This window comes from Micromonospora sp. CA-240977, assembly GCF_050942285.1.
Lineage (GTDB): Bacteria > Actinomycetota > Actinomycetes > Mycobacteriales > Micromonosporaceae > Micromonospora.
This window is the reverse complement of sequence record NZ_CP192055.1, coordinates 1,697,521-1,710,143: the sequence shown is the minus strand read 5'-3', so window position 1 is coordinate 1,710,143 and position 12,623 is coordinate 1,697,521. Positions and strand designations below refer to the sequence as shown.

Annotated in this window: 11 protein-coding genes; 2 read left to right on the top strand and 9 right to left on the bottom strand. The window is 72.3% G+C overall.

All coding sequences use genetic code 11. The annotated features are described in order from the left end of the window. Positions 1–57 precede the first annotated feature (57 nt). Both ACQPWW_RS08005 and ACQPWW_RS08000 read left to right on the top strand, forming a co-directional pair. Positions 58–1,029 (top strand): sigma-70 family RNA polymerase sigma factor, encoded by a 972-nt coding sequence (locus ACQPWW_RS08005; protein WP_433130630.1) that lies wholly within the window; start codon positions 58–60, stop codon positions 1,027–1,029. A gap of 74 nt (positions 1,030–1,103) precedes the next feature. Next, a complete protein-coding gene (locus ACQPWW_RS08000; protein WP_433130628.1) occupies positions 1,104–2,678 on the top strand; it encodes an MFS transporter in 1,575 nt (524 codons plus the stop codon). Between the two features lie 55 nt (positions 2,679–2,733). On the opposite strand, the gene dapB is transcribed toward ACQPWW_RS08000, so the two are convergent. The 9 genes from dapB to ACQPWW_RS07955 form a co-directional block, all read right to left on the bottom strand. Next, the gene (gene dapB / locus ACQPWW_RS07995) at positions 2,734–3,501 is read right to left on the bottom strand and encodes a 4-hydroxy-tetrahydrodipicolinate reductase (protein ID WP_433130626.1); all 768 of its coding nucleotides are present in this window, start codon (positions 3,499–3,501) and stop codon (positions 2,734–2,736) included. A 107-nt stretch (positions 3,502–3,608) separates the two neighbouring features. Next, entirely contained in the window at positions 3,609–5,036 is a 1,428-nt protein-coding gene (locus ACQPWW_RS07990) for a M16 family metallopeptidase (protein ID WP_433130624.1), read from the bottom strand. Between the two features lie 47 nt (positions 5,037–5,083). Next, positions 5,084–7,486: a polyribonucleotide nucleotidyltransferase gene (locus tag ACQPWW_RS07985; protein ID WP_433130622.1), complete on the bottom strand. Its 2,403-nt coding sequence runs from the start codon at positions 7,484–7,486 to the stop codon at positions 5,084–5,086. Positions 7,487–7,713: 227 nt separating this feature from the next. Beyond that, positions 7,714–7,983, bottom strand: a complete 270-nt coding sequence (gene rpsO, locus ACQPWW_RS07980; RefSeq protein ID WP_030337594.1) for a 30S ribosomal protein S15 — start codon at positions 7,981–7,983, stop codon at positions 7,714–7,716. A gap of 192 nt (positions 7,984–8,175) precedes the next feature. After that, on the bottom strand, positions 8,176–9,105 hold the full coding sequence (locus ACQPWW_RS07975) for a bifunctional riboflavin kinase/FAD synthetase (RefSeq protein WP_433130620.1): 930 nt from the start codon (positions 9,103–9,105) through the stop codon (positions 8,176–8,178). 76 nt (positions 9,106–9,181) lie between these two features. Continuing rightward, complete coding sequence (truB, locus tag ACQPWW_RS07970) at positions 9,182–10,066, bottom strand: tRNA pseudouridine(55) synthase TruB (RefSeq protein WP_433130618.1); 885 nt, start codon at positions 10,064–10,066, stop codon at positions 9,182–9,184. A gap of 31 nt (positions 10,067–10,097) precedes the next feature. Continuing rightward, complete coding sequence (locus tag ACQPWW_RS07965) at positions 10,098–11,423, bottom strand: MATE family efflux transporter (RefSeq protein WP_433130616.1); 1,326 nt, start codon at positions 11,421–11,423, stop codon at positions 10,098–10,100. A gap of 496 nt (positions 11,424–11,919) precedes the next feature. Next, a complete protein-coding gene (locus tag ACQPWW_RS07960) occupies positions 11,920–12,129 on the bottom strand; it encodes a DUF6186 family protein (protein WP_357284532.1) in 210 nt (69 codons plus the stop codon). Next, the gene (locus tag ACQPWW_RS07955) at positions 12,129–12,536 is read right to left on the bottom strand and encodes a hypothetical protein (protein WP_433130614.1); all 408 of its coding nucleotides are present in this window, start codon (positions 12,534–12,536) and stop codon (positions 12,129–12,131) included. The genes ACQPWW_RS07960 and ACQPWW_RS07955 overlap by 1 nt, the downstream gene beginning before the upstream one ends. Positions 12,537–12,623 lie beyond the last annotated feature (87 nt).

The window sequence follows — 12,623 nt, the reverse complement described above, 5'->3', positions numbered from 1 at the left end:
CGCGTCCGGCCAGAGGTGACCGGCCGATGTCGGACCGGTCGCCTACCGTCAGGCCCCATGAGCTCAGCCACCGCGCCGGTGTCGGCGCCGACCGCCGAGGGGCACCTGGAGGAGTTCCGGGTCGAGCTGACCGGTTACTGCTACCGCATGCTCGGCTCACTGTTCGACGCCGAGGACGCTGTGCAGGAGACACTGCTGCGGGCGTGGCGCGGGTGGGACGACTTCGACGGCCGGTCCAGCACGCGCACCTGGGTCTACCGGATCGCCACAAACGTCTGCCTGGATCTGCTGCGGGGTCGGCGACGACGGGCCATGCCGACGGACTTCGGGGATCCGTGGTCGCCACAGCCGGCGAGCCTCGGTGCCGCCGAGACGGGATGGTTGGGGCCGGCGGCGGATGCCGCGGTGCTACCCACTGCCGATCCGGCGGAGCTGGTGGTGCTGCGCGACTCGGTCCGGTTGGCGTTCGTCGCCGCACTACAGCACCTGCCCGCCCGGCAGCGCGTGGTGCTCATCCTGCGGGACGTGCTGCGCTGGCACGCCGACGAGGTCGCCGGGCTGCTCGACACCAGTGTGCCGGCCGTCAACAGTGCGCTGCGGCGCGCCCGAGCCACGCTCGCCGAGCGGGACGGCCTGACGACAGGTCGGGCGCTGGACGAGGAGCACCGCGACCTGTTGGACCGCTACGTGCGGGTCTTCGAACGCTACGACATCGACGCCCTCGTGGGTCTGCTGCGCGAGGACGCGGTGCACAGCATGCCTCCGTACCGGATGTGGTTGTCCGGGGCGGCCGACATCGGCCGGTGGATGGTCTCCTGGCCGGCGTCCGGCTGCCGGGGCTCCCGGCTCGTTCGCGTGTCGGCCAACGGCGGCCCGGCGCTGGCGCAGTACCGTCCCGACCCGGCCGGGGGTCACCGTGCCTTCTCCATCCAGCTCATCGACGTCGCCGACGGCCGGATCATCCGGCTCACCCACTTCCTGGAGCCGGCGCTCTTTGCCCGCTTCGGCCTGCCCGACAGAATCGCCTGACCGCGCACCGACGAGTTCGGGGGCGGCCCGTCGTCCACCCTCCGACACCAACCGTCACCAGGAGGGCGACAACCATGCGGACAACACACCTCTCAGCCGGGCGTCGGGAGTGGATCGGGCTCGCGGTGCTTGCCCTGCCCACCCTGCTGCTCGCCCTCGACCTGAGCGTGCTCTACCTGGCCCTGCCCAGCCTCAGCGCGGACCTCGGCGCCGACAGCACCCAGCAGTTGTGGATCACCGATGCCTACGGCTTCCTGGTGGCCGGTTTCCTGGTCACGATGGGCACCCTGGGCGACCGGGTGGGCCGTCGACGCCTGCTGCTGATCGGGGCCGCCGCGTTCGCCGTGGTCTCGGTGGTGGCGGCCTACGCGCCGAACCCGCCGCTGCTGATCGCCGCGCGGGCACTGCTCGGCGTCGCCGGGGCCACACTGATGCCCTCCACGCTGGCCCTGATCAGCAACATGTTCCAGGTCCCGGCCCAGCGCGCGGTAGCGGTCGGGGTCTGGATGAGCTGCTTCATGGGCGGGATGGCGGTCGGCCCGGTGATCGGCGGGGCGCTGCTGGAGAATTTCTGGTGGGGCTCGGCGTTCCTGCTGGGCGTGCCCGTGATGGCGGTGTTGCTGGTGGCCGCGCCGCTGCTGCTTCCGGAGTTCCGCGACCCGCGCCCCGGTCGACTGGACCTGGCCAGCGTCGCGTTGTCGCTCACCACCATCCTGCCGGTGGTCTACGGCCTCAAGGAGCTGGCCCGGCACGGTTGGCGTCCGCTGCCCGTGCTGGCGATCGTGACCGGCCTGCTGGTCGGGGTGGTCTTCGTCCGGCGGCAGCGCCGGCTGCCTCATCCGCTGCTGGACGTGAGTCTCTTCGGCAACCGCACGTTCACCGCCGCGCTGTTGGTGTTCCTGCTCAATGGTGTGTTGATGGGCGGCACCTTCCTGCTCGTCAGCCAATGGCTGCAACTTGTCGAGGGGCTCTCTCCGCTGCGCGCCGGGCTGCTGCTGGTGCCGCAGGCGGTGGCGATGATCGGTGCGACCACCCTGGCGCCGTTGCTGGCCCGCCGATTCCGCCCGGGGCACGTGATGGCCGTCGGGCAACTGGTCACGGCGGCGGGCTTCCTGCTCCTCACCGGTGTGGAAGGCGACCGCGCCCTCCTTGTCGTCCTTGTCGCCTTCGTCGTCGCCTCGGTCGGGATCGCGTTGCCGTCGGCGCTGGTCACCGACCTGATCGTGGGGTCGGCGCCGCCCGAGCGGGCCGGCTCGGCAGCGTCGATGTCCGAGACCAGCGGCGAGTTGGGCATCGCGCTGGGGGTGGCGGTCCTGGGCAGCGTGGGCGCCGCCGTCTACCGTGCCGAGCTGGGTCCGGCGCTGCCCGCGGGGCTGCCCGCCGAGGCGGCGGCCCGGGCCCGCGACGGGCTGGCCGGCGCGGTGACGGTGGCCGGTGAGCTACCGGGCGGGGTGGGCGCCCCGCTTGTCGACGCCGCCCGGGCGGCCTACACGAGCGGGCTTGTCGTGACGGCCACCGCCGGTGCCGTCCTGCTGCTCGGGCTCGCCGTGGTCGCCGCGTTGGCGTTCCGTTCGGTGCCGCCCTACGCGCCGGTCGGTGCCGAGCCGGTCCAACCCGAGGAGCCCGCACCGACCGCCACCCGACACTGACGGGCAGGGCCGACCGGTGTGGCGGTCCGAGATCCGGCACCGCCACAAGGGCCGGTCAGTCGAGGAGGGCGTCCAGGCCGACGGTGAGGCCGGGGCGGTTGCGCACCGCGCGGACGGCCAGCAGCACACCCGGCATGAACGACACCCGGTCGTACGAGTCGTGCCGGATGGTCAGCGTCTCGCCGGTGCCGCCGAACAGCACCTCCTGGTGGGCGACCAGGCCGGTGGCGCGCACCGCGTGGACGCGTACCCCGTCGATCTCGGCGCCGCGCGCACCCGGCACCTCGTCCTTTGTGGCGTCCGGGACCGGGCCGAGGCCGGCCTCGGCGCGGGCCTGAGCGATCTGCCGGGCGGTGTGGGTGGCGGTGCCGCTCGGGGCGTCCAGCTTGCGCGGGTGGTGCTGCTCGATGATCTCGACGGACTCGAAGTGTCGGGCGGCCCGCGCGGCGAACTGCATCATCAGCACCGCGCCGATGCCGAAGTTCGGGGCGATGACCACGCCCACCTCGGGCTTGTCGGCCAGCCAGCCGCGCACCTGCTCCAGCCGCCGCTCGGTGAAGCCGGTCGTGCCGACCACCGCGCTGATGCCCTGCTCGATGCACCACTGGAGGTTGTCCATGACGACGTCCGGCGTGGTGAAGTCGACGACCACCTCGGCGGTGGAGACGGAGGAGCGGCTGTCGCCCTGGTCGATCGCCGCGGTCAGGGCGAGATCGTCGGCGGCGTCGACCGCCTTGCAGACCTCGATGCCCATCCGGCCGCGCGCACCAAACACGCCGACCCGCAGCTGCTGGGCCGGGGTCTTTCCCTGCTCGTCACTCACGGGGCACAACCTATCCCAATCGGGACGGGCCCTTCCGGTCGGATCCGCTGTGCTCCACCGGCCGGGACGCCCGACCGGGGTGCCTCGACCGGGCCGGGCGGCAGAGTTCAGATCGCGAAGTCGCCGGTACCGAACGGGCCGACAACGGCCAGCGACATGGGCCGGCTGAGCAGCTCGGCGGCGAGGACGTTCACGTCCTGCACGGTGACCTCGTCGACCCGGCGGAGCAGCTCGTCGACAGGCATCAGGTCGCCGTAGAGCAGCTCGCCCTTGGCCAGTCGACTCATCCGGGAACCGGTGTCCTCCAGGCCGAGCACGAACGCGCCCTTGCTCATCCCCTTGCCCCGGGCCACCTCGGCCTCGGTCAACCCGTCGGCGGCCACCCGGGCCAGCTCGGCGCGGGTCAGGGCCAGCACCTCGTCCACCTTGCCCGGCGCGCAGCCGGCGTAGACGGCGAACAGGCCGGTGTCGGCGTACTGGCTGGCGTAGGAGTAGACCGAGTACGCAAGGCCGCGCTGTTCGCGGATCTCCTGGAACAGGCGGCTGGACATGCCACCGCCGAGCACGTTGTTGAGCACCCCGAGGGCGAAGCGCCGGTCGTCGAGGCGGTCGATGCCGGGGCAGCCGAGGATGACGTGCGCCTGTTCGGTCTCCTTCGGCTCCACCAGGGTGGTCGCCGGCTTGGTGCGTACCGCCGGGGTGGCCGCCCGGTGCGGTGCCGGCGTGGCCGGCTCGCTGTCCAGCGGGGTGCCCCGCACCGCCTGGCGGACCATCTTGACCACCGCGGCGTGGTCCAGGTTGCCGGCGGCGGCGATGACGATCTGCGGCGCGGTGTAGCGGCCCCGGTAGAAGCTCTGGATCTGCTTGCGGGTCATCGGCGTGACGGTCTCGGCGGTGCCGGAGATGAGCCGACCCAACGGGTGGTCGCCGTAGACGGCCTGGACGAAGAGGTCGTGCACCTCGTCACCGGGCTCGTCGTCGTGCATGGCGATCTCCTCCAGGATCACGCCACGCTCGGTTTCGACGTCGGCCGGCTCCAGCAGCGAGTCGGCGACCAGGTCGCACATCACGTCGATCGCCAGCGGCAGATCCTCGTCCAGCACCCGGGCGTAGTAGCAGGTGTATTCCTTCGTGGTGAACGCGTTCGTCTCACCACCCACCGCCTCGATCTGCGAGGAGATCTCCAGCGCGGTGCGCTTGTGGGTGCCCTTGAAGAGCAGGTGCTCGAGGAAGTGCGCGGCGCCGGCCTGCGGGCCGGTCTCGTCACGCGACCCGACCGCCACCCAGACGCCGAACGAGACACTGCGCATCGTCGGAATCGCCTCGGTGAGGACGCGCAGGCCGCTGGGCAGCACGGTACGTCGTACCGTGCCGCCCAGCGGGTCCTCGCTGAGTGTCCGGGTCACCGCGCGGGCGGTGCCGCCGGAGCGGCCCGCCCCGGTGTCCCGAGCTCGACTCGACTCACTGGCTTGCCAGCCAGTCGAGGCCACCCCCCGTCGATCCGGTGGAAACGGCGCACTGAAGGCCCGACTCACGTGTTGCTCCCGGTTCGACGAGGGGTGGGTGTTGCAGGTGCTGGTGGTCAGCTGTGCCGGGTCCGGCGGCGCGGACGCTCGCCGCCCTCGCCACCCTCGCCGCCGCCGCCGTTGCCGCCCTCGCCGCCACGCTCCGGGCCACGGCCACCTCGGTCGCCGCCCCGGTCGCCGCCACGCTCGCGGTCGCCGCGGTCACGCGGGCCTCGGTCGCCCCGGTCCCGACCGGCCGGCCGGTCGCCGCCGGCGGCCTCACCGGCGGCCGGCGCCTCGGCACCCTCCGGGCGGACCTTGTCGAGGTAGATCTTGCCGCGGGCGTCGATGTCCGCGATCTCGACCTCGACCCGGTCGCCGACGTTGAGGAAGTCCTCGACGCGCTCGACCCGCTTGCCGTCGCCCACCTTGGAGATGTGCAGCAGGCCGTCACGGCCCGGCAGCAGCGAGATGAACGCACCGAACGCGGCGGTCTTGACCACCGTGCCGAGGAACCGCTCGCCCTGCTTCGGCAGGGTCGGGTTGGCGATGCCGTTGATCCGGTCGACGGCCGCCTGGGCCGACGGGCCGTTGGTGGCGCCGACGTAGATCGTGCCGTCGTCCTCGATGGAGATCTCGGCGCCGGTCTCGTCCTGGATCGCGTTGATGGTCTGCCCCTTCGGGCCGATCACCATGCCGATCTTGTCCACCGGGATCTTGACCGTGGTGACCCGGGGCGCGTAGTCCGACATCTCGGCCGGAGCCTCGATCGCGGCCTTCATGACCCCGAGGATGACCTGCCGGGCCTCGTTCGCCTGCTGCAACGCGGCGGCCAGCACGTCCGACGGGATGCCGTTGAGCTTGGTGTCGAGCTGGAGCGCGGTGACGAACTCCGGCGTGCCGGCGACCTTGAAGTCCATGTCACCGAACGCGTCCTCGGCACCGAGGATGTCGGTCAGCGTCACGTACTGGGTCTTGCCGTCCACCTCGTCGGAGATGAGCCCCATCGCGATGCCGGCGACCGGCGCCTTCAGCGGGACACCCGCGGAGAGCAGGCCCAGCGTCGACGCGCAGACCGAACCCATCGAGGTGGAGCCGTTGGAGCCGAGCGCCTCCGACACCTGCCGGATGGCGTACGGGAACTCCTCGCGCGACGGCAGCACCGGGATCAGCGCACGCTCGGCGAGAGCGCCGTGGCCGATCTCGCGACGCTTCGGCGAGCCGACCCGGCCGGTCTCACCAGTCGAGTACGGCGGGAAGTTGTAGTTGTGCATGTAGCGCTTGCGGTTCTCGGGGGACAGCGTGTCCACCATCTGCTCCATCCGGAGCATGTTCAGCGTGGTGACGCCCAGGATCTGGGTCTCGCCCCGCTCGAACAGCGCCGAACCGTGCACCCGGGGCAGCACGCCGACCTCGGCGGTCAGCTCCCGGATGTCACGCGGGCCACGGCCGTCCATGCGGACCTGCTCGCGCAGCACGCGGTTGCGCACCTCGGACTTGGTAAGCGACCGGAAGGCAGCGCTGAGCTCCTTCTCCCGACCCTCGAACCGAGCGCCCAACTCCTCGGCGACGCGGGCCTTGACCCGGTCCAGGGCCTCCTCGCGGTCGGCCTTGCCGGCGATGGTGATCGCCTCGGCGACCTCGCCGCGGGCCAGGTCGGAGACGGCGTCGTACACGTCGTCCTGGTAGTCCAGGAAGACGGGGAACTCGGTGACCGGCTTGGCGGCGACCTCGGCCAGCTCGCTCTGCGCGCGGCACAGCTCGCGGATCGCCGGCTTGGCGGCCTCCAGGCCGCTGGCCACGACCTCCTCGGTCGGCGCGGTGGCGCCGGCCGAGATCAGGGCGACGGCGTTCGGGGTGGCCTCCGCCTCGACCATCATGATCGCGACGTCACCGTCCTCCAGGGTGCGGCCGGCCACGACCATGTCGAAGGTGGCCCGGGCCAGCTCCTCCAGGGTCGGGAAGGCGACCCACTGGCCGTCGATGTGGGCGACGCGGGTCGCCCCGATCGGGCCGGAGAACGGCAGGCCGGAGAGCTTGGTCGACATCGAGGCGGCGTTGATCGCCACGACGTCGTACGGGTGCTGCGGGTCGAGCGCGAGGATGGTCTCGACGACCTGGACCTCGTTGCGCAGGCCCTTGACGAAGGACGGGCGCAGCGGCCGGTCGATCAGCCGGCAGGTGAGGATCGCGTCCTCGCTGGGCCGACCCTCACGGCGGAAGAACGAGCCGGGAATGCGGCCCGCGGCGTACATCCGCTCCTCGACGTCGACGGTAAGCGGGAAGAAGTCGAACTGCTCCTTCGGGTGCTTACCGGCGGTGGTGGCGGAGAGAACTACCGTCTCGCCCAGCTGGGCGATGACGGAACCGGCGGCCTGGCGAGCCAGCCGGCCGGTGGAGAAGGTGATCTCGCGGGTGCCGAAGGACCCGTTGTCGATCACGGCGGTGCGGGATTCGGTGCCGAGTTTGGTCTCGGTCATGTGCTGTCGTGCTCCTTCGCGTCGTGGGCCCACGACATCGGGGAGCTGCTCAGCCGGCCGGTCTTCGATCGAAGCGCCCGGGTGGCCGGCATGATGCCGGAGTTCCCGGGGGCCACTACCGGAGACCGGTACGCTGACCGGCTCCCTCTCGGGTGGTCGCGCGGCCCGTGTTTCTTCAGGTGGGACGCGGTACGGGGGAGCGACCGGTCGGCCACTCCCCCGTCACGTCACCGGCGCAGGCCGAGCCGCTCGATGAGCGACCGGTAGCGGGCAATGTCCTTCTTCTGGACGTAGTTGAGCAGCCGACGGCGACGGCCGACCAGCAGCAGCAGCCCACGGCGGCTGTGGTGGTCGTGCTTGTGCACCTTCAGGTGCTCGGTCAGCTCGGCGATCCGCTTGGTGAGGACCGCGACCTGGACCTCCGGCGAACCGGTGTCGCCCTCGGCGGTCGCGTACTCCGCGCGGATGCTGGCCTTGGCTTCCTGGTCGAGCGCCATGTTCTCCCTGTTTCGATGGGTTGATCAAGTAGGTGTCCGTCGTCCCGATGGATCGGGAACGGACCGGTACCTCGCACCCGCGGCGTCGAGCAGGCACGCGAGGCCCCACGCCGGTCACCCGACGTCTCGGCAAGACTACCAGCACTCGCCGGTAACACCCGGCGAAGGGCCTGCGAGCGCAGCCCACGCCGCTCAGGCCAGCGCGCGCCGGGTGCGTTCGACGTCCTGGCTCATCTGGGCGATCAACGGTTCGATCGAGTCGTACCGGATCTGACCGCGCAGGTGCGCCACGAAGTCCAGGGCCAGCCGCTCGCCGTACAGGTCGCCGGTGAAGTCCAGCGCGTACGCCTCCACCCGCCGCTCCCGCCCGGAGAACGTCGGGTTGGTGCCCACCGACACCGCCGCCATCAGCGGCTCGTGCTGTCCGCGACGGATCAGCCGGGCCGCGTACACCCCGTCGGCCGGGACCGCCGCGTACCGGTGGCAGAGCAGGTTGGCGGTGGGGAAGCCCAGCTCCCGTCCCCGCTGGTCGCCGCGGACCACCACACCTTCCAACCGGTGCGGGCGGCCGAGCGCGGCGGCGGCCGCGCCGACGTCACCGGCGTCGACGCAGGAGCGGATGTACGTGGAGGAGAAGACGGTGCCGTCCTCGGCGACCAGCGGGCTGCCCTCCACCCCGAAGCCGAAGGTCTGGCCGAGCCGCTCCAACAGCGCCACGTCGCCGGCCGCCCGGTGCCCGAACCGGAAGTTGCCACCGACCACCACCAGGGCGCAGTGCAGGTGCTCGACCAGGACGTCGTGCACGAACTGCTCGGCCGGCAGCCGGGAGAACTCCGGTGTGAACGGCACCACGCAGAGCACGTCCACGCCGAGCGCCTCGATCAGTTCCGCCTTGCGTGCCGGCTCGGTGAGCACCGCCGGATGCGACCCGGGGCGGACCACCTCGGCCGGGTGCGGGTCGAAGGTGACCACCACCGACTGCACGCCCAACTCCCGGGCACGGGCCACTGTGTGCCCGATTGTCGCCTGGTGCCCCTTGTGCACGCCGTCGAAGACGCCGATGGTGACGACCGAGCGTCCCCACCCACCGGGCGCCGCGTCGTACCCCCGCCACCGCTGCATGCCGTTCCCTCCTGGTGTCCCGCCTGCCGGCGGGTCGACACCGCCGGCCCTGGGCCGGCGGACCTGCGCCCCGCCGTCAGGCCGGGGCGAGCACGATCTCCGCGCGGGCCCGCCCGTCCCGCTCGCTGACGATAGCGATCAGGCCGCCCGCGGGTCCGAACACGGCGTACGGCCCGGTGAGGCCGGCCGGGTCCAGCGGCCCACCGTGGGCCAGCACCCGGGCCTCGTCGGGCGTGGCCTCCCGGCGCGGAAAGAACCGGTCGGCGGCCGCGTCCAACGGCAGGTTCACCACATCCGGGGCGCGCTGCTCCAACTCGTCGAGGGTCGCGGCCTCGGCGAGGGTGAAGCCACCCACCGCGGTCCGCCGCAGGGCCGTCAGGTGGCCGCCGACGCCGAGCGCCAGGCCCGCGTCCCGGGCGATGGCCCGGATGTACGTGCCCGAGGAGCAGGTCACGTCGACGTCCACGTCGACCAGGTCCGGTTCGGTGCGGCGGATCGCCAGCACTTCCAACCGGGAGATGGTGACCCGCCGGGCGGGCAGTTCGACGCTCTCCCCGTCGCGGACCCGCTTGTACGCCCGCTGCCCGTCGATCTTGATGGCGCTGACGGCGCTCGGCACCTGGTCGACCTCGCCGCTCAACGCGGTGAACGCCGACCGGATCGCCTCGTCGGTCACCAGCCCGGCCGGGGTGGTGGCGAGCACGTCGCCCTCGGCGTCGTCGGTGACGGTGGTCTGACCGAGCCGAATGGTGCCTGTGTAACTCTTGCCCGCGCCGATCACGTAGGTCAGCAGCCGGGTGGCCCGGCCCACCCCGATCACCAGCACCCCGGTGGCCATCGGGTCGAGGGTGCCGCCGTGCCCGACCCGCCGGGTCCGGGCCAGCCGGCGGATCCGCGCCACCACGTCGTGCGACGTCATGCCGCCGGGCTTGTCGACAACGATCAGACCATCGGTGCTCACGACGCCCAAGCCTGCCAGACGGGCACGTCGGTCAGCGGACGGCCCCGGTCACGGCCCAGTTGTCGCTGCGCAGGCGCAGCAGTAGGGCGACCAGTCGGATCACCACGAACAGGGTGAGCCCGGCCCAGATGCCGCCCAGCCCGAGGTCGAGCGCGTACGCCAGCCAGATGGCCGGCAGGAAGCCGCCGAGCGCCGCCACGATCGTGAGGTTGCGCAGGTAACGCACGTCGCCCGCGCCGATCAGCACACCGTCGAGGGCGAACACGACCCCGGCCAGTGGCAGCATGGCGACGAACCACGGCCAGGCCACCATGGCCTGCCCGCGTACCCCCTCGTCGGAGCTGAACCAGGACGGCACCACGCCGGCGCCGGCGGCGACGAGCAGCGCGAAGCCGACGCCGCAGATGCCGCCGAGCAGCCCGATCCGACGGGCGAGCGCCCGGGCGCCCACGTCGTCGCCGGCGCCGAGCGCGGCGCCGACCAGGGACTGGGCGGCGATGGCCAGCGCGTCGAGCACCAACGCGGTGAAGAACCAGAGTTGCAGGGCGATCTGGTGGGCACCGACGGCGGCGGCGCCGAAGCGGGCGGCGACGGCGGTCGCGGAGAGGAAGCTGGCCTGGAACGCCAGCCCACGGATCAGCAGGTCCCGGCTGAGCACCAGCTGCTGGCGGATCACCCGGGGCCGGGGCCGCAGCGACACCCGCTCGGCGACCAGCGCCGCGGCGAAGAGCCCCCCGCAGAGCGTCTGCGCGACGGTGTTGGCCACCGCCGAGCCGATCAGCCCCAGGCCGGCCGGGTAGACAAGCAGCGGACAGAGCAGCGCGGAGAGCAGGTTGGGGCCGAGCACGAAGAGCAGTGGTCGGCGAGTGTCCTGCACACCGCGCAGCCAACCGTTGCCGGCGGCGGCGAGCAGCAGGCCGGGAGCGCCGAGGGCCGCGATCCGCAGCCAGTGCGCGGCGGCGTCGGCCACGTCGCCCGCACCGCCGGCGAGGGTACGCGCCAGCGCGCCACCGCCGAACTGCATGCCGACCGCGATCAGCAGTCCGACACCGAACGCCAGCCAGGACGACTGGACTCCCTCGGCTATCGCGGCTGCCCGGTCACCCGCGCCGAAGCGGCGGGCCGCCCGCCCGGTGGTGCCGTACGCGACAACGGTGCCGACCCACGCGGTGAGCGTCATCACCGTGCCGCCGACGGCGAGCGCGGCGAGCGGCACCCGGCCGAGGTGGCCGACCACTGCGGTGTCGACAAGCACGTAGAGCGGCTCGGCGGCGAGCACCACGAGGGCCGGCAGGGCGAGGCTGGCGATCCGCCGGGGCGAGGCGGAGCGGTGGGCGGCGGTGGCGGTCTGGCTCATCGCCGCCGATCCTGGCACGAGCGCGGTAAGGATCGCAAACCAACCCGGGGCTTACCGGCATCGGCGGGCCGCGCCGCCGGGCCGTCAGCAGCCGACCGCTCGGGCGCCCGGCGGCGTCACCGCCGGGCGGATCAGATCACTGACGGGTGTCCATCGACGTCTGCAGCGCGCGGCGGGCCTGCTCGCGGGCGTCGTCGGTGGTCTCGGGCTTGGGCTTGTTCGGCATGGTGGTGGTCCTTCCAGGGAGCGAGCCACCGGCGCGCGGCGGCCCTCGCGGGCGGTCGTGCTGCGCGCCCCACGACGGTCCGGGATCACCGGAGCAGCCGACTGGGCAGCGTGAGCCCGGGTCGATCCGACCCTGGAGGGAGGCAGCACGAGGTGTGGTGCCACCACCCATGACCTGCGCCGCTACGCGGCACCCGGCCTTCTCCCAAGTTATCGTTCAGGTCCACATGCTGCTCTCGCTTCCCGCCATTTGGACAGCCGGCGACCCGGCTCAGCGGGCCAGGAAGTGCCAGCCCAGCCACCACCAGAACCCGAACAGACCGATCCGGCCCACCGGCACCGGGCCGACCTCGTAGCGCATCACGTACGCGCAGACCTCGCCCAGGGTGGGGATCCGGGAACCCTCCCGCCGGGCCATCCACTCGACCACCCCGAAGAGGACCAACGCGGTGAGGAAACCGCCGATGGCGAGCGCCCGCATCATCGCCGCACCAGCCCCCAGAAGGCGGCCAGCCAGGCGAACCACGCCGCCGACCGAGTCAGATGATCCTCCAGGAGAGGATCGGCCAGCCGGGAGAAGGTGGGAAAGTCGTCACCGACGGCCAGCACGAACGTCACGCCCTCGAAGACCCCGAAGACCACCACCGGCACCGCCCACCAGACCGCCCCCGAGCGCAGCCGGCGCGGTGCCGGTCGGCGAGGCACCCGATTGCTCAGACCGAGCCAGATCAGCACCCCGCCGGTGCCGATGGTGAACAGATTCGCCTCGGTGGAGAACGACGCGAACCGACCTCCGACGAGCGACAGGCAGACGAGGACGGGAACGGAGACGGCGGGCCGGTCCCAGGCACGGGGGGCCTCCACGGTGAGGTCGTGCGGCTGCTCCATCCCGCAATTCTTCCCGCTCTCACCGAGCGCGGGAAGACCAACACTCCCCGGAGTTGACCCTGATCCTCAGACCGGACGATCGACGAC